This window comes from Pseudomonas helleri, from assembly GCF_001043025.1.
Lineage (GTDB): Bacteria > Pseudomonadota > Gammaproteobacteria > Pseudomonadales > Pseudomonadaceae > Aquipseudomonas > Aquipseudomonas helleri.
In genome coordinates this window covers 463,566-488,739 of the sequence record NZ_JYLD01000002.1, presented here as the reverse complement: position 1 = coordinate 488,739, position 25,174 = coordinate 463,566, and the positions used below count along the sequence as shown (strand labels likewise).

Here is a 25,174-nt window from a genome sequence, read left to right as displayed (position 1 = left end):
CGGCACTTTTACCTTAAGGCAGCGGTGAAAACGGCGAGCGACCGTCGGCCGATTGCAGCTCAAGCAGGTACTTGCGGAAGATCTGTCCCAGGATCTGGGTGGCAGTCTCGAGTTGTTCGCGGGGCATTTGCTCGGCGACCAGGTCGGCGGTGTCGAGCGCGTCTTCGGCGCCGTTGACCGCAGCCATTTTCAGCACGATGTACGCCTGAATGTTATTGGCCGGAACGCCTTCACCCTTGAAGAACATGGTGCCCAGCTGAAACTGCGCCATGGCGTGGCCTTGCAGCGACGCTTGTTCGAAGTAGCTCAGGGCCTGATTGAGGTCTTGCGGGGCGTTTTTACCGTCGTAATAGAACTCACCCAGCTCGTATTGAGCTTCTGCATCCCCGGTTTTTGCCGCCTCAACGCAGGCTGCCAGAGCTTCTTTGAGGTCTTCTGGCTGCGTATTGAGGGTGCAACGACCCATCGCTGGAATCAACAGCGAGTTGCCACCTGCCTGAGCAAGCAACGGTTGAAGGAGCAACAGGCAGCCCAGTGCAAGGGCGCGGCCGGTGCGGTTCATGGGAATCGACGTACCTCTGAAAGGCGGGCATACCCGACCAAGGGATGAGTAGGCGCGCATTATGAAATAAGCGGAGGCCACCTTACAAAGTCTTTACTCGTTTTTCTGCTGCGTGACCGCCATATCGATTGATTTAAGACGATTTTGGACAGGTGGCATAAATGATTAGCCCCTCACGCGCATAAAAAGAACATAAACCCCTGTAGGAGCGAGCTTGCCTCGCGATCTTTTGATCTTTAAAAGATCGCGAGACAAGCTCGCTCCTACACAGGGTTCAGGTTATTTCAACGCAGCAAAAGCGCGCTCGGCAGCATCCAGAGTCAGTTTCAGTTCGGCGTCGCCGTGGGCAATCGAAGTGAAGCCGGCTTCAAACGCACTTGGCGCCAGGTACACGCCGCCGTCCAGCATCAGGTGGAAGAACCGCTTGAAGCGGTCGGCATCGCTGGCCATGACGTCGTCGAAGGTCACGATGTCATCGGCTTCGCTGAAGTACAGGCCAAACATGGCACCCGCCTGGGTGGTCACAAAAGGAATGCCGGCAGCGTCTGCGCGTTCTTGCAGGCCTGCAAGCAGGCGCGTGGTGTAGTCGGTCAGTTCGTCATGGAAGCCCGGACGGCTGATCAGGCGCAGGGTGGTCAGGCCAGCGGCCATCGCCAACGGGTTACCGGACAGCGTGCCCGCCTGATACACCGGGCCCAGCGGGGCGATGTGCTGCATGATCTCGCGCTTGCCGCCAAAGCAGCCTACCGGCATGCCGCCGCCAATGATTTTGCCGAAGGTGCTCAGGTCGGGTATGACGCCGTAGTGGGCTTGGGCGCCGCCCAGGGCTACACGAAAACCGGTCATCACTTCGTCAAAAATCAGCACGATGCCGTGCTGGTCGCACAGGCTGCGCAGGCCTTGCAGGAAGCCCGGAGCGGGCGGCACGCAGTTCATGTTGCCCGCCACCGGCTCAACAATGATGCATGCCACGGTGTCGCCTACTTCTGCCAGCAACTGCTCAACGGCGTCGATGTCGTTGAAGGTGGTGGTCAGGGTGTGTTTGGCGAAGTCGGCCGGGACGCCGCCCGAGCTTGGAACGCCTTGGGTCAGCGCGCCGGAGCCGGCTTTTACCAGCAGGCTGTCGGAGTGGCCGTGGTAGCAGCCTTCAAACTTGAGGATGTTGTCACGCCCGGTAAAGCCGCGCGCCAGACGGATGGCGCTCATGGTGGCTTCTGTGCCGGAACTCACCATGCGGACCATTTCCATGGACGGCACAATCGAGCACACCAGGTCGGCCATCTCGGTTTCCATGGCGGTCGGGGCGCCGTAGGACAAGCCGTGTTGCAGTTGCGCACGCACCGCGTCCAGCACGTCCGGGTGACTGTGGCCCAAAATCATCGGGCCCCACGAACCCACGTAGTCGACATAACGCTTGTCGTCTTCGTCAGTCACGTAGGCACCTTCGGCGTGTTTGAAGAACAAAGGCGTGCCGCCCACGCTCTTGAAGGCACGAACAGGCGAGTTCACGCCGCCGGGGATGTGTTTTTGGGCGTTGGCAAACAGCGTTTCGGAACGAGACATGGTGGGCTCTCTCTGAATCAGAATTCGGTATTTAAATAGACAGCAAGGCGTTGAACGCGCGGGCGCGTCGGGTCACTTCCTGGGTGCTGTCGGCGCCAAACAGGCCGTGCACCACGGCCAGCAAATCAGCCCCGCGCTCGACCAGCGGGGCGGCGTTGTCCAGGGTAATGCCGCCAATCACACAGATCGGCACGTTAACAAGCCTGGCGCGCGCCTGGTTGATGACGTCGAGTGCCGCCGGGGCTGCACCGGGCTTGGTGCTGGAGGTGAAAAAGCGCCCAAAGGCCACATAGGTTGCGCCTTCCTTCACCGCTTGCTCGGCCAGTTCGATTTGGTCGTGGCACGTTGAGCCAATAATGGCCTTCGGGCCGAGCAATGCCCGCGCAGGTGTCAGCGGGCCGTCGGTCTGGCCCAGGTGAACACCCACGCCCAGGCGCGCGGCCAGTTCGGCGTCATCGTTGATCAGCAAGTGCGCCTTGTAACGATCGCACAAGTGCATCAGCGCCTCGGCCTCGCGCAAGCGGCGGGCCTCATCGGTGCTTTTGTCGCGGTACTGCAACAGTGTCAGGCCGCCATCCAGCGCCGCCTCGACATACTTAAGGCATTTGCCGGCCAGCAGTTGGCTATCGGTGATTGCGTAAAGACCACGCAGCTTCATGGGTCGAGCCTCATTCGTTACGAACAGAAGTCCAGCGGTAAGCGCCGGGGCACAAATTGGCCCTGGCCCAGTTGCTCGGCATCACGCAGGGTGCGCCACGTGTAGTTGAGCGCCGTCTCGACCGCGCTGACCAGGTTTTCGCCAATGGCCAAACGCCCGGCCAGAGTGCTGGCCAAGGTGCAGCCCGAGCCGTGATAGCTGCCCGGCAGACGATAGCAGGTGAAGGTGTGACGGCTGCCGTCGCGGCTGTACAGGCGGTTATGGACTTCGTGTTCATCGCCGTGTCCGCCGGTGATGAGCAGGTGTTTGCAGAAAGGCAGGAGTTTTTCGGCGCATTCATCGGCGCTGCCCTCAGGCAGTTCGGCCAGAATGCGGGCTTCAGGCAGGTTGGGCGTGGCGATCACGGCCAGGGGCAGCAAGCGCTCGCGCATGGCGTAGCCCACTTCGTCTTTACCCAGGCGACCGCCGCCGCCCGCGCGCAGTACCGGGTCGCAGACCATCGGCAAATGCGGGTGGGCTTGAAGCAGCTCGACCACGGTGTCGACCATTTCCAGTGAGCCGAGCATGCCCAGCTTGACGGCCGCAACCGTGGAGTCGCTGAGCACGGCGTTGGCTTGCGCCAGCACCCACTCTCGATCCAGCACGCGGAAGTCGCTGACATTCACGGTGTTCTGCACAGTCAAGGCGGTGACCACGGGGGCCGCGTGACAACCTTGAGCCAGCAGGGCTTCGATATCTGCCTGCAAGCCGGCACCCCCACTGGGGTCATGGCCGGAGAGACAGAGGACAACGGGGCGAGAGCTGTAGATATTCATGGTGCGCGAGCTTACCACCAAACGCTTTTTTGCGGCTGTTTGGTCCGCTGATTTGTATGATGGCCATGCGGCTCCATCGGGATGGCTATGCTAAAGTGAGCCCCACATTACTAACAGGTAAGACGGTCGACGCGGTCTCAAACGGAACAGGAGATTCTGCACGTAACCGGGCGGACCACGCTGGGGCTGTATGCGCTATTTGCTGATTATGATGCTGGGCTGGCTACCGATGCTGGCCGGCGCAGTCGAGTTCGACGAAACCACCCAGAGCCTGCCCTTGGGCCGAGTGATGCAGGTCTTCGAAGATGTGGGGGGCCAGGCGACGTTGAGCGATGTGATCGCCAACCCGGGTCTGTTCAAGCTCCACACCAAAGACACGCTGAATGCAGGGTACTCGCGCTCGGCCTTCTGGCTAAAAATTGATCTGCAATACTTGCCCAAAGACCCCACGGCACACCGCACCTGGTTGATGGAGCTGGCGTATCCGCCGCTGGACAACATCGACCTGTACCTGGCCGATGCAGCAGGCAACTACTACCTGGCTGAGCGCACCGGTGATGCATTGCCTTTCGATAGTCGGCAGATCAAAGAAAACAACTACCTCTTCGAACTCAATTTCAGCCCTGGACAAAGCCAGACCGCCTACCTGCGCCTGGCCAGCGAAGGCTCGATTCAAGCACCGCTCACCTTGTGGTCCGCGCAGGCCTACCTCGAAGAACAGCCCCAGCGCATTTATGTGCTGGGCCTGATTTACGGGGTTCTGCTGGGGATGCTGGTGTACAACCTGTTCATCTACATCAGCGTGCGTGACACCAGCTACCTGTATTACATCGTCTATATGGCCTCGTTTGGCCTGTACCAGCTCGCGGTCAACGGCGCAGCGGTGCAGTACTTCTGGCCCAACAACCCGTGGTGGGCCAACGCGTCGGTGCCGTTTTTGATCGGCTCGGCTGCGCTCTTTGGCTGCCAGTTTGCGCGCTCCTTTTTGCAGATCGGCTCGCAAAGCCGCTGGTTGGACCGTGCGCTGATCCTGCTGATGGGCCTGGGTGCGCTGGTCATGCTGCTGTCGCTGGTCACCAGTTATGCCGTGGCCCTGCGGCTGGCTACGGCGCTGGCGCTGGCGTTTATCGTGGTCATCTTTGTTGCGGGCGTGGTGGCCTGGGCCCGTGGTTTGCGGGTGGCGCGTTACTTTGTAATTGCCTGGTCAGCCTTTTTGCTCGGTGGTCTGGTCAACACGCTGATGGTCCTGGGCTACTTGCCGAACGTCTTCCTGACCATGTACGCCAGCCAGATCGGCTCGGCGGTCGAAGGCTGCCTGCTGTCGCTGGCGCTGGCCGACCGGATCAACGCCATGCGCGACCTGCATGCGCGCACCTTGCAAGAAACCGGGCAAAAACTGGCAGCGATGAACCAGCAACTGGCCCGCACCAACCAGCTCAAAGACGAGTTCCTGTCCACGGTCACCCACGAACTGCGCACGCCCATGAACGGGGTAATCGGTTCGTTGGAGCTGATCAAAACCCTGGACATGGGCTCTGAACTCGAGTTTTACACCCAGACCGCCGAAGGCTCGGCGCGGCAAATGATGGGCATGGTCAATGGCATTCTGTCCTTGACCGAGTTGCAGGCCGGTCGTCTCACAGCCGAGTTGCAGCCCTTTAGCCTTGGCGAACTGCTCAAAGGCCTGAGTGCTGAATTCGCCCCGCAGGCGCGTAGCAAAGGGCTGTCTTTTTCGTATGACATTGCCCACGGTTTGCCTGATCACTGGGTTGGGGACGAAGCGAAAATTCGCCAGTGCCTCGAATGCTTGCTGGATAACGCCATCAAGTTCACCTGCGAAGGCGGGGTAATTTTACGCGTGACCGGCAAAGCTATCGACGAGGCGCGCTGGTCGTTGGCTTTTAATGTGATCGACAGCGGCATCGGCTTTGTTCATCAGGAACGGGCCGAGCTGTACCAGCACTTCTTCCAGGTCGATGGTTCCATGACTCGCAACTACGGCGGCCTGGGGATTGGTCTGGCTATCTGCCGGCGCTTGGTAGAGCTGATGGGCGGCCAGTTGACTCACCATTCGCAGCCGCGTCAGGGCTCGCAGTTCCAGGTCTCGCTGGAGCTTGAGGCTTTGGCCCCGGCTACCCAGAGCACTGTCCTGAGCCTGAAAAAAAGCCCGATGGAGTGCGCCGTGTTGCTGGTTGAAGACCACGACGTCGGTGCTCCGGACCTGTACGGCATGCTGCTCGCATTGGGCTATCGCGTGCATTGCGCCGACAGCGGGCAAGCAGCCATCGACCTGCTGCGCCGCGAGCGCGTCGATGCAGTGTTGCTCGGTTGCCCGCTGGCGCGGATTACCGCCACGTCAAAAGACGCTCAACTGCTGACCCTGGCGGTGTGTTTGCAACTGCCGATGCTGGCGGTGTTTGAGTCTGCCGCCGAGGCCCAAGCGGCGCGTGGGCAGGTCGATGCGATCACCGATGCCTTGATCAAACCGCTGGGTATCGATGACGTGCAGCAAGCCCTTGCACAGCGCCTGTTGGTGGTCGGTGAGGGCAAAAGCGCCGGGTCTTAGGCGCATATGCCACTTGTGATGGTGGCTGTGCGTGCTTCACTGGGTCATTGGATTGATCCGAGGAGCCCGCACCATGAACCTGCATCAATACGCCGAAACCCATCAGGTGACCAATCAGCCGCCGTCTTTGGACGGCGTCAATCTGTACCGTATCGACCTGCCGTTGCAGCACTGGAGCCAGCACTTCGGTGCGGGTTGGGCGCAAGGGCGGATTGACCAGTACGGTGCGCTGGCCGGTGGGCCGTTGATGGCAGCGGGCTTTTTGGCCAATGAACACAAACCGGTATTCGTCAGCCATGACCGCTTTGGCCATCGGATCGATCTGGTGGATTTTCACCCCGCGTACCACGAACTGATGCGTACCGCGATTGAGCACGGCCTGCCGTCCTTGCCCTGGACCGACCCGCAGCCCGGCGCCCATGTGGCCCGGGCGTCCATGACCTACCTGCACAGCCAGGCCGAAGCCGGCAGTGGCTGCCCGTTGACCATGACCTTCGCCAGCGTTCCGGCTTTGCGCTTGCAACCGGACATTGCCCGCGTGTGGCTGCCCAAAGTGCTGGCCACGGAATACGACCCGCGTAACGTCGACATCAGCCAAAAAGCCGGGGTCACCCTGGGCATGGCAATGACCGAAAAACAGGGCGGCACCGATGTGCGCGCCAACACCACCCGCGCCTACCCTGTGGGCGCTGCCGGGCCGGGGCAGGCGTATGAACTGCTCGGGCACAAATGGTTTTGCTCGGCGCCAATGTGCGATGGTTTTTTGACCTTGGCGCAAACCGATAAAGGCCTGAGCTGTTTCCTGTTGCCGCGCCACCGCCCGGATGGCAGCCGCAATGAGTTCTACATCCAGCGCCTGAAAAACAAACTGGGCAACAGCTCAAATGCCTCCAGCGAAGTCGAGTTCCGTGGGGCGCTGGCGTGGATGATCGGCGAAGAAGGGCGCGGCGTGCCGACGATCATTGAAATGGTCGCCATGACCCGCTTCGACTGCATGGTGGGCTCCAGCGCGCTGATGAGGCAGGCGCTGACCCAGGCCAGCCATCACTGTGCGCACCGCTTGGTGGGCGGCCGGGTGTTGGCTGAACAACCCTTGATGCAAAACGTGCTGGCAGATCTGGCGCTGGAAAGCGAAGCCGCGCTGGCCTTGAGCCTGCGCATGGGCCGCGCGCTGGACCATCTGGATGACTCCCACGAGGCCCGTTTCTCCCGGTTGGTGACCGCCGTGGGCAAGTACTGGATCTGCAAGCGCGCCCCGGCCATGATCAACGAAGCGGCGGAATGCATGGGCGGCGCGGGGTATGTTGAAGACAGCATCTTGCCGCGTCTGTACCGCGAGGCGCCGGTCAACTCAACGTGGGAAGGCTCCGGTAACGTGCAATGCCTCGACGTGTTACGCGCCTTGTCCAAAGAACCGGGCGTGCTGGACGCGTTGTTTGCCGAGTTGGGCGACGGCCATGGCGATGCGCGTTTGGCGCAGCACATTGGCCAGTTGCAGCAGGCCTTTAAAGACACCGATGACATTCAATACCGCGCCCGACAACTGACCGAAGACATTGCCTTGGGCCTACAGGCCAAACTGCTTTTGGAAGCCGGTAACAGCGACGTCAGCGACGCCTTTATTGCCAGTCGGCTACACGGTAGCGGTCGCGCTTACGGCAACCTGCCACGCGGCCTGAACGTCGCCGCCATCGTTGAGCGCTCAACCCCGCACATCCTTTAACCCTCACCCACCCATGCACTGTGGGAGCGGGCTTGCTCGCGATAAAGACAACTCGGTCTGTCTGTGGCACCGAGTCAATCCAATCGCGAGCAAGCCCGCTCCCACCGATCGTACGGCTACAGGGTTTTGTGGTGTGCCCGGTATGCTTTAACGATTGATACAGGCAAGATAAAGCCCTGCCAGTTCAGAAGACAGGATGCTTATCGTGACCGAAGCTTTTATTGTCGTTTCAACCGCTGCCGAGGCTGTCGACCGCCTTGCGGCCCTGCATGAACGCGCAACCACGGCGTTAAGCCAGGCACTCAAGCGCTACCTGAAAGACCGGATCGAACCGACCCCGGAAGAACGTGCCCTGTTTCGTTACCCGGAACTGCGTCTGACCTACCGCATCCATGGCGAAGTCCCGACCACCACCCGTGCTTATGCCAAGGTGCAACTGCCTGGCACCTACAGCGTCACCGTCACCCATCCCGCCGCGTTCCGTCACTACCTGCTGGAGCAGTTGGTGCCGTTGATGCGTGATTTCACCGTGGTGGTCGAAGTCGGTGTCAGCCAGCAAGACATTCCGTACCCGTACGTGGTTGAGCAGGGCGACGAGCTCGCGGGCTCCGGCGTAACGGCCGCCGCGCTGGCGCGGGTGTTCCCGAGTACCGACCTGTCGGCCGCCACCGATGGCATCGCCGATGGCCTGTACGACTGGGAAAACACCGATCCGCTGCCTCTGGCGCTGTTTGATGCGGCTCGCGTCGACTTCTCGCTGCGCCGCCTGGTGCACTACACCGGCAGCGACTGGCGCCATGTGCAGCCGTGGATCCTGCTGACTAACTACCACCGCTACGTGGACCAGTTCATCCTCCATGGCCTTGAGCAACTGCGTGATGACCCGCGCTTTGTGCGCATGGTCATGCCCGGTAACGTGATCATCGAAAAGTCCATGGACTACGGCGAAGCCCAGGCAATTGCTGCCGGTGTGGTCTGGCATCGCTATCAAATGCCGGCGTATCACTTGCAGGCCAGCGACGGCCACGGCATCACCCTGGTGAACATCGGTGTTGGCCCTTCCAACGCGAAAAACATCACCGACCACCTGGCCGTGCTGCGCCCGCATTGCTGGTTGATGATCGGCCACTGCGGCGGGCTGCGACAATCGCAGACCATCGGTGACTACGTGCTGGCTCACGCCTACATGCGTCGCGACGGAATTTTGGACCGCGTCGTACCGCCGAACATCCCGATCCCGGCACTGGCCGAAGTGCAACTGGCGTTACAGGAAGCAGCCGCTCAGGTCACTGGCGAGCGTGGCGATGAGCTGAAAAAACGCCTGCGTACCGGCACCGTGCTGACCTACGACGACCGTAACTGGGAATTACGCTGGGCGCAGGAGCGTCCGCTGATCAACCTGTCCCGTGCGGTGGCGGTGGACATGGAAAGCGGCACCATCGCGGCCCAGGGCTACCGTTTGCGGGTGCCGTACGGCACGTTGCTGTGTGTCTCGGACAAACCCCTGCACAGCGAAATCAAACTACCGGGCTCGGCCAACGCGTTCTATGAACGGGCCGTGAGCCAGCACTTGAAAATCGGCATCGCTGCCGTCGACTTGATGCGCGGCCAGCTCAACTCGCTTCACTCGCGCAAACTGCGCAGCTTCGACGAACCGCCATTCCGTTGATTCAAGTGGTCATTTAGCGATCAGGGCACTAGCATGACCAGCCCTGATCGCTAGATGTTCTTTTTGTCATGTCCCGTCCTGCTCGTCCCGCCCCACGCCGTCCGGCGCCCAAAAGCACCAGCCCCACTGCTGCCAATCGCCGTGTGGCCAAGGCACCGCCAGCTGAGCCCAAATTGTTTCTGTTCAACAAACCGTTCGACGTCCTGACCCAGTTCAGCGACGAAGGCGGGCGGGCGACCCTCAAAGACTTTATCCCGATCCCGGGGATTTACCCGGCCGGGCGCCTGGACCGTGACAGCGAAGGCTTGCTGCTGCTGACCAATGACGGCCAGCTACAGGCCAAAATCGCCGATCCCAAGCACAAACTGCCAAAAACCTATTGGGTGCAGGTGGAGGGCGAGCCGACAGCAGAGCAGTTGCAGCAACTGCGTGACGGCGTGCAATTGAATGACGGCAAAACCCTGCCCGCCGAGGCGCGAGCGCTGGAAGAACCTGAATTGTGGCCACGTAACCCGCCGGTGCGGTTTCGCAAAAGCGTCCCGACGTCGTGGCTGGAGCTGGTGATTCGCGAGGGGCGTAACCGCCAGGTGCGGCGCATGACGGCGGCGGTGGGGTTGCCGACGCTGCGTCTGGTGCGGGTGCGCATCGGCGACTGGACGATTGAGGGGCTGGAGCAAGGCCACTACAAAGAAGTGCCGGCGCGGTTATAACGCGCCCGACTCGATCAGGCCGATCACCACGCTTTTGATCACAAACGCGGCGACCCCAAGCCCGAGCACAAAAAACAGAATCATCGAACCAAAGCGCCCGGCCTTGGACTTTTTCGCCAGATCCCAGACGATAAAGCCCATAAACAGGATCAGCACGCTGACCAGTATCGTCATCATCCATTCTTCAAATACGGCAGGATCCATTGGGGTCTCCATCGATCGCGTGTTGGGGCGCTCGCAATCCTGTAGCCGCTGCCGCAGGCTGCGATAAGGGCCGAAGGACCTTCGTTTGTGCGTGCTGAGCCGGGGTTGCTACGCAACCCATCGCAGCCTTCGGCAGCGACTACAGGGTGTTAATCACGTACGCAAATGCGTCAACGGCAACTCAGTGCTGTTGAGCACCTGGTTCAGCACAAAACTGGAACGTACGCTGGTCACGCCATCAATCCGGGTCAAGTGGCCCAGCAGCAGCTTTTGATAATGGTCCATGTCCGGCACGACCACCTTCAACTGGTAATCGGCGTCTATGCCCGTCACCAGGCTGCACTCCAGCACTTGCGGCAGCGTACGAATCGCCGCTTCAAAGTTCTCAAAACGCTCAGGGGTATGGCGGTCCATGCCGATCAGCACGTAGGCCGTGAGGCTCAACCCGAGCAGCTTGCGGTCCAGCAACGCGACCTGACGCGAGATATAGCCGTCGTCTTCCAGTTGCTTGACCCGACGTGAGCAAGGCGAAGGCGACAGCCCGATACGTTCGGCCAATTCCTGGTTAGAGATGCGCGCATCACGCTGTAATTCCGCCAAAATGCTTAGGTCGTACCGGTCCAGTTTGCTCACGTAGACACCCTTTGTAATAACTATTGCGGCAAAGTATCCATCTGAAGGCAAAAATTGCGCAAGTGCTATTTTATTCAGCAATCTTCGCAATCCTCTGCCGGCTCCCCAGGCCTATTCTTATTACCAGAATCACTGCCCGGACATAGAGTCCACTGCGGCCGCCGAATCAGGCCTGCCGCGGCCGCCAACCCAACAGGGTTGCCCCGGCCCCCGGGCTACGCACTGTCCAGAAGACGGGGCGAGGTGAGCCAACATCACAAGTGTTGAGCCAGGACGGAAAAATTCAAAGGGCGACCGACGGGTCGCCCTTTTTTATTGCGCGCGCGCCCAACTTGGCGTGCATAACACTTTAACGCTCGTAGCGCTTGGAGACCCAAGGCCTTCTGCGCAATTGAACTGAGCATATAAGAAAGTAAAGTCATTAATTAGAAGAGCTCTAAAGCTTTATTTATTAGATGGTTATTGAGTGGTGTTTAAGTTGTTGCAGTTGCATAGGACTATTCGTTCACTGTTTTCGGAAGTGTCTTTCTCTTTTTAAGTATAAAACCTTTAACGTCATGGTTCATTTCTGAAAATGCGTTAGATACGTATAAGTTATCTAAATTAGTATTACTATTTTACGAGTGTCTTGGGAGGTTCCTTAAACAGTTAGAATGACAGCAGGGGATTTATATGGAGGATGAAATAACTAAGTATTTAGGCGCACATAGGGTGCTAGGCCCTAGCTCCTACGCGATAGGACCCGTATCAATCAGGGTGAGTAATCAGCCTCAAGTTCTAATCGGAGGTGGCCAAATAGCTTGGGGGATAAATGATGGCCCGCACAGAGGGTTAGGTGGCGAGAGCAGCATTCGTAATGTAGCCACACCGCACGTCATGACTGAGTTCATGAATGAGCAAATCCACAGCCTAAAAGCGATTGATCACGAATACAGTGCACGACTCAACCTTTTATTAGCAGATACCCAGCGAGAATGGGAGGCAGCAAAACAGGCGGCTAAAGAGAATCAAGTTTTGACGCCTGCTGAGGCTCTTGTACGTGAACAAAAGGCCACATTAGACCTGATCGCTTCAAAAATATCTCGTTACGCCACTATTGCGCCTGCTATCTATGGGCTCTATAGCTTGAGCCCTTATTTTTTGATGGAAGTGCTACCGCGTCAGAAAATGAGCGAGCTTCTGAATTCGGGAAACACCACCCCCGAAAGTTTGATGGACTTATACGCACTGTTTGACACGGTCTATAAGTCGGCCATGGAGCTTAAAGTGCTGTCGCTTTCAACAGCGGACCTTGCAGGGAAACTTGCAGAGCAGGCGCAAAAAATAGAGCAGGCTCAAACTGCTGAGACCAAACTCGCACCGTCTCAGCAATTAGAAATCATTACTCAGGAACGAGATATCCACGCCCAGCAATTGCCGGAAAACCTCTATTCCGAGTTTATTGCGGCAGCGGGCGTGATGGACGGCATGTCGCCCGCTCAAGCCTTGGGTCATTACCGGTCGACATTGGAACATATGGCCGCGTCTAAATTGGCTGCGGTTAACCCTGCTTACGCGCCCCCTTCTTTTAGTAGTGGCGGCGTTACATTCCACTTCCCGGTGGAGAACCCGAACATAAAAGCCCCCTTAAGCAAACCTGAACTGGAAGCGCTCCACGAGCTGGTTTACTTACAAGGCCACACGGAGATAGGGACTAAATGGCAGAGCTACCACGATGCGTTGCTCAAGGTTGAGTCTGCCAGGCACCTTACTGCCACCGCGAAAGCACTTGGCGCTCTGGCCGAGCGAGCGAATCAGGTTGAGCAGGCCTTGGAAACGCAACGGCTTGCTGCTGAAGCTGCCGAACAGGCCCGCCTCGCAGCCGAGGCAGAGGCCAAGCGTGTAGCAGACGAACAAGCGCGTGCTAAAGAGGCTATCCGCGTAGCCAATACGTTTAAAGCTCCCGGCCCTGCATCAGCGTCAAGTTCGCTGTTTCTAACCCCCGCAGGCACCGCTGCGGTTATTGATGCGGCGGCAGTGACTTTGCAAGCGGCTATTCGCTCTTCAATTGCAGCGATAACTGGCTTGGCGGCGGGTACGGTGTCGGGGTTTTTTGTCGGTGTGTCTGCTCTGGTCTACTCGTCCAAGCTGGCCAATGGCGAATTGCCTGAACGTTATGCTTTCAGTACGCCGCTATCGGATCTGATTTCGCACGATGGGCAGAACTTATGGACTATTGCCGCCTCGGGTGGCTCTGTTGACTTGCCCGTACGCATCAGCTCCAAAACAGCAGCTGACGGGCAGTCTGAAGTTTTCGTCGCCAAGGCCGACGGGAGGGTCGTACCGTCGAACGTAAAGGTAGTAGCTGCTACTTTTAACGCTGAGCAGAATGTTTACAGCGTAACCACTGAGGACGTGCCGCCCCGAACGTTGACATGGACACCCATCGTCAACCCAGGCAATAGCTCGACCACCTTACCTGCTGAACCCACTGCGCCACCGGTCTACACGGGTGTAACGGTAACGCCTGTTGAAGGAAGAATTGACACTTTCCCGGGGCTTGCTGAAGCCGGGTTTGACGACTTCATTACCGTGTTTCCGGCGGATTCTGGTTTACCTGCGCTGTATGTCATGTTCAAGGACCGTCGTGAGGATCCGGGGGTTGCAACAGGAGCAGGTCAGGCGGTCACGGGGATCTGGTTAGGCGCAGCATCGCAAGGCGAAGGGGCCCCGATTCCATCGCAGATTGCCGACCAGCTTCGTGGTCGGGAGTTTAGGAACTTCAGGGCGTTTCGAGAGGCGTTTTGGAAGGCGGTGGCTAATGATGCTGAACTAGTAAAGCAATTAAAAAGGCAAAATTTATCAGCAGTTGTTAATGGAAAAGCTCCATACGTAAAGACCTCTGATCGAGCGGGAGCTGCTATCAAGTTTGAACTCCATCACAAGGTTTATGTTTCGAAGGGTGGGGCTGTTTATGATGTTGATAATATTGCTGTAGTCACGCCAAGGCGCCATAAAGAAATACACAGGGTAGAGGAGTAAGATCATGAAAAAAATTAATGATTACACGGAAGAAGAATTTTTAGATTTTGTGATGTCTCTATGTGATAGCAGCAAACGTACTGAGGAAGAAGATATTAAAATGGTTCTTGAGTTTGAGCGATTGACGGAGCATCCTGATGGGTCGGATTTGATTTTTTATCCAAAAGACGATCGCGCTGATACGCCAGAGGGGATTGTGAAAGAAGTTAAGGAGTGGCGAGCAGCTAATGGCAAGCCAGGTTTTAAGGTTGTGTAATTAAATCATGCTCAGTCACCGCTAATGGTGACTGAGATTTTAATTTAGCTTGTATTGTGGCCAACGGAGAATTGTTTGTCTCTATCTTATTTGATGCTTGTGAGCAGGGCCGATAGTAACGGGGATCTGGTTAGGCGCAGCATCGCAAGGCGAAGGGGCCCCGATCCTATTGCAGATTGCCGACCAGCTTCGTGGTCGGGAGTTCAGGAACTTCGGGGCGTTTAGAGAGGCGTTTTGGACGGCGGTGGCTAATGATGCTGAGCTGTCTAGGAATTTTATTGATAATAATTTTTCTGAGATGAAAAACGGTCGCGCTCCTTTTGTTCGAAAGAGAGATTGAGTTGGTGGGCAGGTTAAGTTTGAGATTCGTCACGTTACATATATTTCTAATGATGGGCTAAAATTCGATTTTGACAATATGCTGATTATTTCGCCTAGGCGTCATGCGCAAATACATATGGATGGAGAGTTAAATGGGAGTTAAAAGGCTAGAGGATTATACAGAGACGGATTTTTTATTGTTTCTTAAGAGTGTCTGTGATGCTGGCTATCAGAGCGAGGAGGAGCAAATTGCTGCGGTTTTAGAATTTGAGCGAGTGACTGAGCATCCCGATGGATCCGACTTGATTTACTATGCTGATTCTAATGAAGATGCAACACCTGAGGCCGTTATGAAAAAAGTTAAGGAATGGCGAGCAGCCAATGGCAAGCCTGGTTTTAAAACTGTGTAATTAAACCCTGTCCAGCCACAGTTAGCGGTGGCTAAAGTCTGCATTTCGTTGAAGAGGTTCTTTATTGCTGAGGCCCGGAAGCATTCTTGAAGAAGACGGAGAGTTGCTTTACATGTGATTGACACTGAGGCCCGTTCTGCCTGGCAGGTGCTAGCCGTCCCAAAAATAAAGTACGCAACCCCTAGCCTTGAGCAGAACCGCTTTACGGTTTTCCAGTCTTATGATTACGCGTCCCCTAACCCGAGTGAGGAACATCATGAAATCGCGCATCTGGCGTTTGGCCACGGTTGGCTTGCTCTGTGTGAGTGTCACCGGCCAAGTACTGGCTGATGAGCGAGGGGATGGAAACTCTCAAGAAGCACGGCCCAACGGTGGTCAGCATTGGCAAGAAGGTAATCAGCCGCGCGGTGAGCAGCGCCAGGGCCGACCGGAGGGTTGGCAGGGCAATGCGCAGCGCCCAGAGAACCGGCCACAGCAAGGCAATCAGCCACGCCCTGAAAATCGCCCGCCGCAGGCTAATCAGCCTCGCCCGGAGTTTCATCCACAGCCCGGCAATCCTGGCCCTCAACAGCATTTTGAGGTGCGCCCAGGGCAGCAGCATCCTGGGCCGCCTGTGAGTAACCTGCCGATTCAGCCGCGCCCAAATGCTGTGCAGCAGACTCAGATGCCCTACCGTGGCGGTAACCAGAACTGGCAAACCGGTGGCCAAAATTTCAGGCCCGGTGGCAATAACGTTCACCCCAATGATGTGCGCTGGGCCGGTCGCCCGGACGGGCATGGCAATGGCTGGGGCCCAGGCCCGCAATACCGCCCCGGTTACGCCATTGACCGTTTCCCGGGCCAATATCGCCAAGTGCCGTATCGCGGGCAGAATTTCTTCTTTTCAGGGGGCTACTGGTATCGCCCCGAAGGTCCGCGCTACATCGTGGTGCAGCCGCCCTACGGGATTCGCGTCAGCATCATCCCCAGTTATGCGCGTGAGGTGTGGGTAGGCAGTTCGCTGTTCTTCCTCGCGGCCGGGTCTTATTACGCGTACCAGCCGGCAACCCAGGACTACATTGTGGTCGAGCCACCGGCGACGATTGTGCAGCCAGCGCCGCAACCGGTGAGTAACGGCTATGACGTGGTGGCGTATCCGGCCAATGGCCAGACCCCGGCGCAAATTGATCAGGACCGTTACGACTGCTACCGCTGGGCGGTTGACCAGAGCCATTTCGACCCGGCCCACATCGCCTACGCCCCCGCGCCGGCCGTGGTGCAGACCTACCGGCAGGCTGAGGGCAATTGCTTGAATAGTCGTGGGTATCAGGTGACGTATTGAAACTGCCGGGTTGCTCAGCAACCCTTCGCAGCCTTTGGCAGCGACTACGGCGCTGCCTTGGGTTTAACGACCTCCTGCGGGTCCGCATGCACCAGCACTTCGGCCCGTGGGTAGGTGTTTTCGATGGCTGCCGCCACTTGGTCACTCAGGGTGTGAGCGTCCAGCAAGCTGAGTTGGCCCGGTAGCTCAAGGTGCAGTTGCACAAACCAGATGTTGCCCGAGATCCGGGTGCGTAAATCGTGCGCGCCCAAAACACCCGGCACAGCGCAGGCCAAAGCCAGCATGTTTTCGCTGACATCGGTGGGTAACTCTTCGTCCATCAGTACCGAAAAACTCTCGCGTGCAATCTGGAAGGCGCTCCAGAGGATGTACACCGCAATCCCCAGACCAAACCACGCATCCAGCTGCGAGAAGCCCACGGCGGCGAAGACCAGCGCAACCAGAATGCTGCCGTTGAGCATCAGGTCCGAACGGTAATGCAGCGAATCTGCCCGCACCGCATTGGAGCCCGTGGCTTTGATTACGCGGTGTTGCAGGATCAGCAGGCCCACGGTCATCACCAGCGAGAACACAATTACGGCAATGCTGATCCACGGCGCGTTGACCGGCTCGGGGTGTTTCAATCGGTCGAACGCCTGAAAGGCAATAAGCACCGCACTCACGCCAATAAACAGCGCTTGCGCCATGCCCGCCAACGATTCCGCCTTGCCGTGCCCATAGCGGTGATCGTCATCGGCCGGGCGCAGCGCGTAATGCACCGCCAGCAGGTTGAGGAACGAGGTCACGCCATCGAGCAATGAGTCTGTCAGACCGGCGAGCATGCTGACCGAACCACTGAGCCACCAGGCGATGGCTTTGGTGATGATCAAAATACTGGCCACCGCCACCGAGGCGCGGGTGGCCAGGCGTAACAGGCGTGCGTGTTCCGGGCTGCTGGTCATTGGCCTTCCTTTATCAGGCTGTGGGGATCAAGCCATACATCGCTAATTGCTGGGTGCTGCCCTTGTGCTGGATCAGGCGTGGATCGTTCAGCGGGAAGCTGCGGCCCAGCTCGCTTTCCAGAATGGCCTGCAGCTTGCTGTTGTCCACTTTGCTGTCAGCACCAATGGCTTCCTGAAGTTTTTCCGGGGCGATTTGTGCGGTCTTGCCCGGCGGCAAATAAATAGCGCCGGTGGCGAAGTCGACGCCAAACGCAATCAGGCCCGGAATCACATAAAACAACAGCCCGATGCCATCGAGCACCACCACCACCGGGTCGATCTTGCCATCAATCTGACCACGACGATCTGGAAAGAAAATACTGCCGCAGGCGGTCAGTTGAGTGAGCAGCGTCGCAACCACGACACCGCCAATGACGCGGGAAAATGTACGCATAGGAAAACCTCTAACACGCTGAAGAATTAAGACCACGCTTAACGCATAACCGTTCGCCGTTATACTCGCCGCTCTGTTCTGGAGCCACCATGATTTCTTTGCCGATTGATGAAGTTTTACCTGCACTGCGTCAAGCCTTGCGTGAGCGCCACGAAGCGGTGCTCGAAGCACCGCCCGGCGCCGGTAAAACTACCCGTGTGCCGCTGGCCCTGTTGAATGAGCCGTGGATGGCCGGTCAGCGCATCGTGATGCTGGAGCCGCGGCGCCTGGCAGCACGGGCTGCCGCCGAGCGATTGGCCAGCGAACTGGGTGAGAAGGTCGGCGAAACCGTGGGCTATCGCATCCGTCTGGACAGCAAAGTCGGCCCCACCACGCGCATCGAAGTGGTGACCGAAGGCATTCTGACCCGCCGCCTGCAAGAGGACCCGGCGCTGGAAGGCATCGGGCTGCTGATTTTTGATGAGTTCCATGTTTTGCTGAATGCACATAAATCGTCGATTTCTTGTCAAAAAAAACCGGCTCCACTCTTTACAGTCTTTGGGTTGAATCACGTCTCTATATAGCCCGTCGTATACTGCCTCCCTGATTTGGGAGCCTCGATGATTTCTCTACCTATTGACCTCGTATTGCCAGACCTACGAGAGGCCCTGGCCAACCGCCACGAAATAATTCTCGAAGCGCCACCTGGTGCGGGCAAGACCACCCGAGTGCCACTGGCGCTGCTGAATGAACCTTGGCTCGCTGAGCAGAAGATCATCATGCTCGAGCCTCGCAGGTTGGCTGCTAGGGCGGCGGCTGAGCGTTTGGCGAGTGAGCTGGGAGAGAAGGTTGGTGAAACAGTCGGCTACCGCATTCGCCTTGAAAGCAAGGTAGGCCCGCGAACCCAGATTGAAGTCGTCACCGAAGGTATCCTGGCTCGCCGGCTACAAGATGATCCTGCGCTCGCTGGAGTGGGTGTGGTCATCTTCGATGAATACCATCTGCGAAACCTTGACTCCGACCTTGCGCTGGCTCTGTGCCTGAGTGCCCGCGAACTGCTGCGCGATGAGCCCCCGCTCAAGCTGCTCCTCATGTCCGCAACACTGGAAGGTGCTCGCCTTTCAAAGGTGTTGAATGATGCGCCTGTGGTCACCAGTCAAGGGCGGATGTATCCAGTCTCAACGGTTTGGGGTACCCCCTATCAGCCGGGCGAGCGAATCGATGCGCGAGTTACGGACATATGCTTGGCCGCCATCAACGAGCAGTCTGGAAGCGTCCTGGTTTTCCTTCCTGGGCAGGCAGAGATTCGGCGGGTGGCAGAAGACCTCAAGGAGCAGTTGAGCAGCCGTCCAGAGGTGATCGTATGCCCGCTGTACGGTGACCTCGACCTGAACGCACAGCGTGCTGCGATAGACCCGGCACCAAAGGGCTCCCGGAAGATCGTACTGGCCACGAACATCGCTGAGACCAGCTTGACCATCGAAGGCGTCAGGGTGGTGGTAGACAGTGGTCTTGAGCGAGTGCCGAAGTTCGATCCTCGCAGTGGGATGACCCGACTCGACACACAGCGTATCTCGAAGGCCAGCGCTACTCAGCGAGCTGGGAGGGCAGGACGACTGGAGCCAGGTGTCTGCTATCGCCTATGGTCGGAATCGCAGCACGAGCAAATGGCCGGCTACAGCATCCCAGAGATCCTGCAGGCAGATCTCGCAGCCTTGGCACTCCAGTTGGCCCGGTGGGGAATGAAGCCGGAAGAGATGACTTGGCTCGACCAACCTCCATCCGCTCCTTTCGGCCAGGCCAGGGATCTGCTAAAGCGCCTGGGCGCACTTGACGATGCTGGACTGATCACACCGCACGGATCGGCCATGAGTGTGCTCCCAGCGCATCCACGGATCGCTCACATGCTCATCAAAGGCAACGAAATGGGCCTGGATGACCTTGGGTGCAACATCGCGGCGCTGTTGGGTGAGAAGGACATCCTGCGTGGTGCAGGTGGCGACCTTCACACCAGACTGAGTGCCTTGTCAGGCGAACAACATTCACGTCGTAGTGGTGGCTCCCTCCAGCGGGTGAAGCAGTCTGCTCGGCAGTTCCGATCCCTCCTACGTGGAAAGGCCTCTAGCCCCGTCAGCGAGCCCGTTCACCCACGATGGGTAGGGTGCCTACTGGCGTTCGCCTACCCTGACCGAATCGGCCTGCAGAGGCGTGCAAGTGCATCCGAGTACCGTCTCTCCAACGGTCGGGCTGCCGTGTTCTCAGAGCCTGATGCTCTTACCAAGCACGAGTGGCTGGTGGTGGCCGACCTGGGTAGCCGGCAAGGCCAGCGTGAGGAGCGGATCTACCTGGCGAGTGACCTCGATCCGGCTCTGTTCGATGACGAGCTGGCTGACCTTGTGAGGTCTGTCGATGAGGTCGATTGGGATGAAAGGGAAGGGGTGCTGAAGGCTGAGCGGCAGTTGAAGGTTGGGCAACTCATCTTGTCGACGACAGCCCTGCCGAGTCTTGATGAGCAAACCCGTTCGTTGGCCTTGGTCAACCTAGTGAGGCGCAAGGGAATCGAGCTTCTGCCCTGGAATCCAGAGCTGCGGCAGTGGCAAGCGCGGGTCGATTTGCTGCGTCAGCTTGATATCCAAAATGGCCAGGCGGAAAGCAAGTGGCCCGACCTCAGCGATGTCAACCTCCTGGATACACTTGAAGAGTGGCTCACCCCGTACCTGGGCAAAGTCACCAGGCTCAGCCACTTCAGCCAGTTGGATCTGTCTTCGATAGTCAGAAATCTCCTGCCTTGGCCGCTTCCGCAAGAACTGGAGGCTCAGGCTCCTCAGACGATCCAGGTGCCTTCCGGCTCGAGTATTCGTATCGACTACTCGCAGCATCCACCAATCCTCGCTGTGCGGCTGCAGGAGCTTTTTGGCCTGGCCGAAACACCTCGCATAGCTCAGGGAAAACAACCGCTGGTTCTGCATCTCTTGTCGCCGGCCCGGAGGCCCGTACAGGTGACCCAGGATCTCGCTAATTTCTGGCGCAGCACTTACGGAGAAGTAAAGAAAGATCTTAAGGGAAGATACCCAAAACACTATTGGCCTGAAGATCCATTAGTGGCCGAGGCGACCGCCAGAGCCAAGCCCAGAAAGTCCTGAATGGCGGGCTGCTGCAATGGAATTTACGGGCTACTTTTGGCCTCCCGTCGTAGGGTTGGTGGCGTAATGCTATTGGGCATGGACGCCACTGGGGTTTTCACATAGCCTTGTGCGCCAAAAGCCATGGAAGTAGGTGATGGACTCGAGCAACGCGGGCGGCGTAGCAGCCAAGCTTGGATTTTTGTATCAGGACTGTGCTGCGGCGCTTTTCGTAACCCAGATGCTGCTCGACAAGAGGATAGAGGCCGTCAGGTGTGAAGTCACTGATGACATCGATATTCTCTATAGCACGCACACCGAGTTCGTCCAGGTTAAGACTTCAGATAAACCGCGCTGGTCTATTAGCACAGTTACAACCCGTGCTCGCGGTGCAAGCAATAACCTTATTGCTGATAGCTCCATTGTCCACAAGTCCATGCAATGTGCATCGGCCCCTCTTGATAAGTGCAAGTTTCGAATATTGTCTCCACGGGATTGCAAGGATCCTCTAGATTTTCTAGAAATAGAAATTTCAAAGCGAGATGGTAAGTCGGGTCGACAAGTTTTAATTGATGAGCTTTCCAGTAAGCTTAAAAACTATGTTGCGCCGGCAGGTAACACTGTGTCTGATTGGGTGGACTCCTGCTGGTGGAGTGTAATACCTAGCCTGAGGGAAATAGAGCTTACGGCCCTTAACAATATAAGAAACGCCGCGCTGAGCCTTCATGGCGTCATCCTTAGCGCGGAATCGGTTGTTGAAAGCATCTGGGCCAATATCTTAATCACGATGACTAAGAAGAGTGCGTTAGATAGGCGGGTTTATACGGAGGATGATAAAACCTATCATAGAGACCATTTTCTCGCGTGGTTCAAGGCTGAAGTATTATTTTATGATCGCAGCAACTCTCACTCCAAAGTATATGTACATCGGAAGCTGCCAAGCGTATTGGTGCAACTTCAGGCGCCTTTTGAAAGCCCAGTTTTGACTAGGAATGGGCTAGCGCTGCACCAGCGCTACCAAATGGGTGAGTATCGCTATGAGCATATCGCTAAGAATATCTGTCATTGGTTTGACGAGCTCCTGCTAAGACCAAGCGAGATTGCTGATTTTATCAGCTCCAGTGCCACGGAAAAGTACAGGGTTTTAAGGGCGCGACTTACTGATAGCGCTAATGATTTAGAGCAGTTTCTCGGGAATGCATTGCTGCACTCAGTAATGAGATTGAGGCATGAAAGTCAACCTATACCGGCCACGCTTTATCTCGATTCAAAAGATGACTTGAAGGTTTTTGAAAACGTCCATATCGTTCAGCGAAACAAGGGCGGCGATGAGTTGTGGCTCGGAGTCAGTAAGTTAACAAAGGCGAGAACCGTATCCCAAGTTTTAAATGCGCTGAGGGATGCCCTGTATGATGACATAGTCAATGGCCTGGATGGAGTCAGGGAGAAGGTTCTCGATGTAAAAGAAGATTCCTACCTCCTGAATCACGACGTCGATGAGATTCTGGATACGAGCAATTCGTTTGAAGATCATCTGGAACGCTTCAGGTTTGTTGTCTTCTTTGGCTATGAGTCCAGCTTGTTGACCATCCCGGAGACGAAAGGTCATGAATCTAGTCTGTATGAAGAAGCTTATGAGCTATTTGTGGAGTTTATTTCTGACCTAAAAAAAAATCCCGTTTATGCTCAGTTGAATATCGAGCTGTATATCTACCCCGCTCCAAGCTTCGATGACTTGTGTGATTTGCTGGCAAAGAAAATGCGAGATGACAAATGAACAGGATCTACGACAGCGCTCGACTTCTGCTTGATACGAATGACTCCTCAGCGTTTACCTATCTTCGAGCCGCTGACAAGCTTTTGTCAAATCCAGTTTCATTGCACATGGGTAGGGATTTAGTTATCCGTGCCTTGGATGCTAGGCCGAGATTCTCAAGCTACACACCGCTACTGAGAAACCTTGTACGCAAGGCCGGATTGTATCCGTACCTGAAGAAAGAGTTTCAGGATATCTCAGCCAGTGAAAGAGCGGCTTTAGGTATATATCAAACACCTTTCTCTGACGAATTTGTCTTCCATTCGATGCAGTTTCAGGTGTTCGAGTTGCTTCGGTCTGGGCGTAATGTTGTTTTGAGCGCACCAACCAGCATGGGTAAAAGTGCGATTGTAGACTCGATAATTGGGTTGGGATTAGTGCGTAGGGTGGTGCTGGTCGTGCCTACCATTGCTTTGGCCGATGAGACCCGCCGACGTCTTCAAGAGCGATTTGGCCAGTCTTACCAGATCATTCATCACAGCTCGCAGGAGGCTAGTGGTGGAAAGGTGATCTATGTGCTTACACAAGAGAGAGTCAATGAGCGGAAAGACATTGTAGACATTGATTTCTTTGTTGTTGATGAGTTCTACAAGCTTGCGTTTCAGCAGCGAGCCAGTGGCAAGATCGACTACGAAAATGAACGTGTAATTGAACTCAATATCGCGTTAAGCAAACTTCTTAAGGCCTCTAAGCAGTTTTACATGACTGGCCCCTTCATCAATAGTGTTACTGGTTTGGCTAGTCTCGGCCTAGAGTACACTTTCATTTCCTCTGACTTCAATACGGTAGCGTTAGACATTGAGTCCTTCGACTTATCCCCTAATGATGATGTAGGTAAAGAAAGGGCCGTCCTTGCAATCGCGGGTCAGTGCCGTGGTGAAGCCACGATAATTTATTGCAAGTCCTCGGCTATTGCTGGCGGGGTTGCCAGGTCTTTAGCTCAGAATGGATTTGGCACTGAATTCAACAGTCCTCATCTAGACTGGGTGGCTCAAGAGTATGATTCGGACTGGGATTACTGTGTAGCATTGCGCAATGGTATTGGGCTCCATTTTGGCGGATTGCCACGTGCATTGCAGCAATACACTATTGATCTTTTCAATAGAGGCGAGATCAATTACCTCATCTGCACCTCGACGATAATCGAGGGCGTTAATACAATTGCTAAGAACGTCGTCATATACGACAATAGAGATGGCATTTTTAGTATCGATAAATTCACGCACGGGAATATCAAAGGTCGTGCTGGCCGAATGGGTGTTCATTTCGTAGGCAGGGTATATTGCCTTGAATCGATTCCCCAAGACTCGTTCAATCAGGGAGTAGATATCCCGCTTGGCATCCAAGATGATACGACTCCAATGAACCTCCTGGTGGGCGTTCAGCCTGAACATCTTAGTGATTATTCTCAATCCAGGTTCGAACGGGACGAGAATGTTGATGAGTTTGGCGTAGATCTGCTCAAGCGGCATAGCTCCTTCAGTTTAGAAGCGTTCAGGGAAATATATTCCTTTGTGGAAATGCTTTCGGAAACCGATCTGCAGTCCGCAATTTTTCATTGGATGCCATCAGGTGCGTTTCTGGATGTTTTGGCCGTAGCGCTGACCAGGTTTCAAGCAGGAGCCCTCCGCAGAGTACGTATTCCAACCAAAAATAGCTCTGTGATTCATGCAAAGCTTACGAATTATTTGTACACTTCTGAGTATGCGGAATACTTTAAGTCCCAGATTGATCAGGCGAAGGGGCGTTTGGAGAAAGGTGAGGTCGAAGACCTATCTACTTGCATTAACGATGACCTCAAAGTGGTAATAAATATTTTTGGCCATACTGTGCCCAAGCTTCTGGGTGTCCTTGAAGATGTGGTGAAGTTGTATGCCAAAAAACGGCATATTAACGTCAAGATCGATTACTCCAGGCTACGTGGCATCTTTGAGCATTACCATCTCGCCCCAGGCCTTGCAGGCTTAGAGGAGATGGGTGTGCCTGTTCAGACGCTTCAGAGGCTCAATACGCTCATCGAACCACCTCAAGACCTGGATGTGGATGAGATGGCTCAGTTTCTACGAGCTAATGAAACTCGCTGGATTAGTTTGGGCACCGTAGATCGTTCCTTTTTGACGAGAACGCTCTATCCGAACCTGAGAAGATGATTGTTTGCTGCGGGCCTGTATTCTAGAAGGATCAGCATTCGTCCGTGGTAGGAAAAACCTTGAAGCTTCTAGACTGCTTTTGGAACCTCATCAGCCCTGACCGCCGCCCTCCGCATGAGGTTAAGCGCGAACGTGCGTTCATTGAGGCAGCGAACAGCCTCAAGACCCTAAGGGTGACACCGGAAGGGGGCATGTCCATCGATCCCGAAGAGTTTCGCGAACAGATAATCGCCTCACGTGAGCAGTTTAAGCATCTTGTCCACAGGCCAGAAGCGCCTAGCCGATCATTCAGAGCAGCGGA

General features: G+C 56.3%; 20 protein-coding genes and 1 pseudogene. 13 read left to right on the top strand and 8 right to left on the bottom strand.

Annotation, left to right across the window (positions count from 1 at the left end):
• Window positions 1-13: 13 nt before the first annotated feature.
• From TU84_RS04885 to TU84_RS04870, 4 genes are all read right to left on the bottom strand, one after another.
• Entirely contained in the window at window positions 14-562 is a 549-nt protein-coding gene (locus TU84_RS04885; RefSeq protein ID WP_048367611.1) for a tetratricopeptide repeat protein, read from the bottom strand.
• 279 nt (window positions 563-841) lie between these two features.
• The gene (gene hemL, locus TU84_RS04880) at window positions 842-2,125 is read right to left on the bottom strand and encodes a glutamate-1-semialdehyde 2,1-aminomutase (protein WP_048367609.1); all 1,284 of its coding nucleotides are present in this window, start codon (window positions 2,123-2,125) and stop codon (window positions 842-844) included.
• A 31-nt stretch (window positions 2,126-2,156) separates the two neighbouring features.
• The gene (thiE, locus tag TU84_RS04875) at window positions 2,157-2,783 is read right to left on the bottom strand and encodes a thiamine phosphate synthase (protein WP_048367607.1); all 627 of its coding nucleotides are present in this window, start codon (window positions 2,781-2,783) and stop codon (window positions 2,157-2,159) included.
• A gap of 17 nt (window positions 2,784-2,800) precedes the next feature.
• A complete protein-coding gene (locus TU84_RS04870; protein ID WP_026014362.1) occupies window positions 2,801-3,598 on the bottom strand; it encodes a hydroxymethylpyrimidine/phosphomethylpyrimidine kinase in 798 nt (265 codons plus the stop codon).
• A 190-nt stretch (window positions 3,599-3,788) separates the two neighbouring features.
• Here TU84_RS04870 and TU84_RS04865 point away from each other — a divergent pair, with 190 nt between their 5' ends.
• The 4 genes from TU84_RS04865 (at window position 3,789) to TU84_RS04850 (ending at window position 10,266) form a co-directional block, all read left to right on the top strand.
• Window positions 3,789-6,164 (top strand): hybrid sensor histidine kinase/response regulator, encoded by a 2,376-nt coding sequence (locus TU84_RS04865; protein ID WP_048367603.1) that lies wholly within the window; start codon window positions 3,789-3,791, stop codon window positions 6,162-6,164.
• Between the two features lie 73 nt (window positions 6,165-6,237).
• Complete coding sequence (locus TU84_RS04860) at window positions 6,238-7,887, top strand: acyl-CoA dehydrogenase family protein (RefSeq protein ID WP_048367601.1); 1,650 nt, start codon at window positions 6,238-6,240, stop codon at window positions 7,885-7,887.
• 196 nt (window positions 7,888-8,083) lie between these two features.
• The gene (gene amn / locus TU84_RS04855) at window positions 8,084-9,556 is read left to right on the top strand and encodes an AMP nucleosidase (RefSeq protein ID WP_153335827.1); all 1,473 of its coding nucleotides are present in this window, start codon (window positions 8,084-8,086) and stop codon (window positions 9,554-9,556) included.
• Between the two features lie 143 nt (window positions 9,557-9,699).
• Window positions 9,700-10,266: a pseudouridine synthase gene (locus TU84_RS04850; protein WP_162207676.1), complete on the top strand. Its 567-nt coding sequence runs from the start codon at window positions 9,700-9,702 to the stop codon at window positions 10,264-10,266.
• Here the strand turns inward: TU84_RS04850 and TU84_RS04845 are convergent.
• On the bottom strand, window positions 10,261-10,470 hold the full coding sequence (locus TU84_RS04845) for a DUF2788 domain-containing protein (RefSeq protein WP_048367598.1): 210 nt from the start codon (window positions 10,468-10,470) through the stop codon (window positions 10,261-10,263). The genes TU84_RS04850 and TU84_RS04845 overlap by 6 nt on opposite strands.
• Before the next feature lie 153 nt (window positions 10,471-10,623).
• Window positions 10,624-11,103 (bottom strand): Lrp/AsnC family transcriptional regulator, encoded by a 480-nt coding sequence (locus TU84_RS04840; RefSeq protein WP_048367596.1) that lies wholly within the window; start codon window positions 11,101-11,103, stop codon window positions 10,624-10,626.
• Window positions 11,104-11,991: 888 nt separating this feature from the next.
• On the opposite strand from TU84_RS04840, the gene TU84_RS04835 reads away from it, so the two are divergent.
• The 5 genes and pseudogenes from TU84_RS04835 to TU84_RS04820 all read left to right on the top strand — a co-directional run bounded on the left by TU84_RS04835 (window position 11,992) and on the right by TU84_RS04820 (window position 16,432).
• The gene (locus TU84_RS04835) at window positions 11,992-14,124 is read left to right on the top strand and encodes an S-type pyocin domain-containing protein (RefSeq protein ID WP_241486379.1); all 2,133 of its coding nucleotides are present in this window, start codon (window positions 11,992-11,994) and stop codon (window positions 14,122-14,124) included.
• A 4-nt stretch (window positions 14,125-14,128) separates the two neighbouring features.
• Entirely contained in the window at window positions 14,129-14,380 is a 252-nt protein-coding gene (locus TU84_RS04830; RefSeq protein ID WP_048367593.1) for a bacteriocin immunity protein, read from the top strand.
• A gap of 112 nt (window positions 14,381-14,492) precedes the next feature.
• Window positions 14,493-14,864, top strand: a pseudogene (locus TU84_RS26650) (hypothetical protein).
• On the top strand, window positions 14,854-15,111 hold the full coding sequence (locus tag TU84_RS04825; RefSeq protein WP_048367591.1) for a bacteriocin immunity protein: 258 nt from the start codon (window positions 14,854-14,856) through the stop codon (window positions 15,109-15,111). Before TU84_RS26650 ends, TU84_RS04825 begins: the two are co-directional and overlap by 11 nt.
• A gap of 256 nt (window positions 15,112-15,367) precedes the next feature.
• The gene (locus TU84_RS04820) at window positions 15,368-16,432 is read left to right on the top strand and encodes a DUF6515 family protein (protein ID WP_048367590.1); all 1,065 of its coding nucleotides are present in this window, start codon (window positions 15,368-15,370) and stop codon (window positions 16,430-16,432) included.
• A 44-nt stretch (window positions 16,433-16,476) separates the two neighbouring features.
• Here TU84_RS04820 and TU84_RS04815 read toward each other — a convergent pair whose 3' ends face one another.
• Window positions 16,477-17,373, bottom strand: coding sequence for a cation diffusion facilitator family transporter (locus tag TU84_RS04815; protein ID WP_048367588.1), 897 nt, complete (start codon window positions 17,371-17,373; stop codon window positions 16,477-16,479).
• A 13-nt stretch (window positions 17,374-17,386) separates the two neighbouring features.
• Window positions 17,387-17,806 (bottom strand): hypothetical protein, encoded by a 420-nt coding sequence (locus tag TU84_RS04810; RefSeq protein WP_048367586.1) that lies wholly within the window; start codon window positions 17,804-17,806, stop codon window positions 17,387-17,389.
• 89 nt (window positions 17,807-17,895) lie between these two features.
• On the opposite strand from TU84_RS04810, the gene TU84_RS04805 reads away from it, so the two are divergent.
• The 4 genes from TU84_RS04805 to TU84_RS04790 all read left to right on the top strand — a co-directional run bounded on the left by TU84_RS04805 (window position 17,896) and on the right by TU84_RS04790 (window position 24,873).
• Entirely contained in the window at window positions 17,896-18,369 is a 474-nt protein-coding gene (locus TU84_RS04805; RefSeq protein ID WP_048367583.1) for a DEAD/DEAH box helicase, read from the top strand.
• 36 nt (window positions 18,370-18,405) lie between these two features.
• Complete coding sequence (gene hrpB, locus TU84_RS04800; protein WP_048367582.1) at window positions 18,406-20,928, top strand: ATP-dependent helicase HrpB; 2,523 nt, start codon at window positions 18,406-18,408, stop codon at window positions 20,926-20,928.
• A 136-nt stretch (window positions 20,929-21,064) separates the two neighbouring features.
• Window positions 21,065-22,684, top strand: a complete 1,620-nt coding sequence (locus TU84_RS04795; protein WP_048367580.1) for a dsDNA nuclease domain-containing protein — start codon at window positions 21,065-21,067, stop codon at window positions 22,682-22,684.
• The gene (locus TU84_RS04790) at window positions 22,681-24,873 is read left to right on the top strand and encodes a DEAD/DEAH box helicase (protein WP_048367578.1); all 2,193 of its coding nucleotides are present in this window, start codon (window positions 22,681-22,683) and stop codon (window positions 24,871-24,873) included. Before TU84_RS04795 ends, TU84_RS04790 begins: the two co-directional genes overlap by 4 nt.
• Window positions 24,874-25,174: the final 301 nt, after the last annotated feature.

Bases quoted from the DNA above. Each gene is read 5' to 3' on its own strand.
- TU84_RS04820 (WP_048367590.1), top strand. From the start codon at position 15,368: ATGAAATCGCGCATCTGGCGTTTGGCCACGGTTGGCTTGCTCTGTGTG.
- TU84_RS04835 (WP_241486379.1), top strand. From the start codon at position 11,992: ATGAATGAGCAAATCCACAGCCTAAAAGCGATTGATCACGAATACAGT.
- TU84_RS04860 (WP_048367601.1), top strand. From the start codon at position 6,238: ATGAACCTGCATCAATACGCCGAAACCCATCAGGTGACCAATCAGCCG.
- amn (WP_153335827.1), top strand. From the start codon at position 8,084: ATGCTTATCGTGACCGAAGCTTTTATTGTCGTTTCAACCGCTGCCGAG.
- TU84_RS04865 (WP_048367603.1), top strand. From the start codon at position 3,789: ATGCGCTATTTGCTGATTATGATGCTGGGCTGGCTACCGATGCTGGCC.
- hrpB (WP_048367582.1), top strand. From the start codon at position 18,406: ATGATTTCTCTACCTATTGACCTCGTATTGCCAGACCTACGAGAGGCC.
- TU84_RS04810 (WP_048367586.1), bottom strand. From the start codon at position 17,806: ATGCGTACATTTTCCCGCGTCATTGGCGGTGTCGTGGTTGCGACGCTG.
- TU84_RS04885 (WP_048367611.1), bottom strand. From the start codon at position 562: ATGAACCGCACCGGCCGCGCCCTTGCACTGGGCTGCCTGTTGCTCCTT.
- TU84_RS04825 (WP_048367591.1), top strand. From the start codon at position 14,854: ATGGGAGTTAAAAGGCTAGAGGATTATACAGAGACGGATTTTTTATTG.
- TU84_RS04815 (WP_048367588.1), bottom strand. From the start codon at position 17,373: ATGACCAGCAGCCCGGAACACGCACGCCTGTTACGCCTGGCCACCCGC.
- TU84_RS04845 (WP_048367598.1), bottom strand. From the start codon at position 10,470: ATGGATCCTGCCGTATTTGAAGAATGGATGATGACGATACTGGTCAGC.
- TU84_RS04795 (WP_048367580.1), top strand. From the start codon at position 21,065: ATGGACTCGAGCAACGCGGGCGGCGTAGCAGCCAAGCTTGGATTTTTG.
- hemL (WP_048367609.1), bottom strand. From the start codon at position 2,125: ATGTCTCGTTCCGAAACGCTGTTTGCCAACGCCCAAAAACACATCCCC.
- TU84_RS04870 (WP_026014362.1), bottom strand. From the start codon at position 3,598: ATGAATATCTACAGCTCTCGCCCCGTTGTCCTCTGTCTCTCCGGCCAT.
- TU84_RS04805 (WP_048367583.1), top strand. From the start codon at position 17,896: ATGATTTCTTTGCCGATTGATGAAGTTTTACCTGCACTGCGTCAAGCC.
- thiE (WP_048367607.1), bottom strand. From the start codon at position 2,783: ATGAAGCTGCGTGGTCTTTACGCAATCACCGATAGCCAACTGCTGGCC.
- TU84_RS04830 (WP_048367593.1), top strand. From the start codon at position 14,129: ATGAAAAAAATTAATGATTACACGGAAGAAGAATTTTTAGATTTTGTG.
- TU84_RS04790 (WP_048367578.1), top strand. From the start codon at position 22,681: ATGAACAGGATCTACGACAGCGCTCGACTTCTGCTTGATACGAATGAC.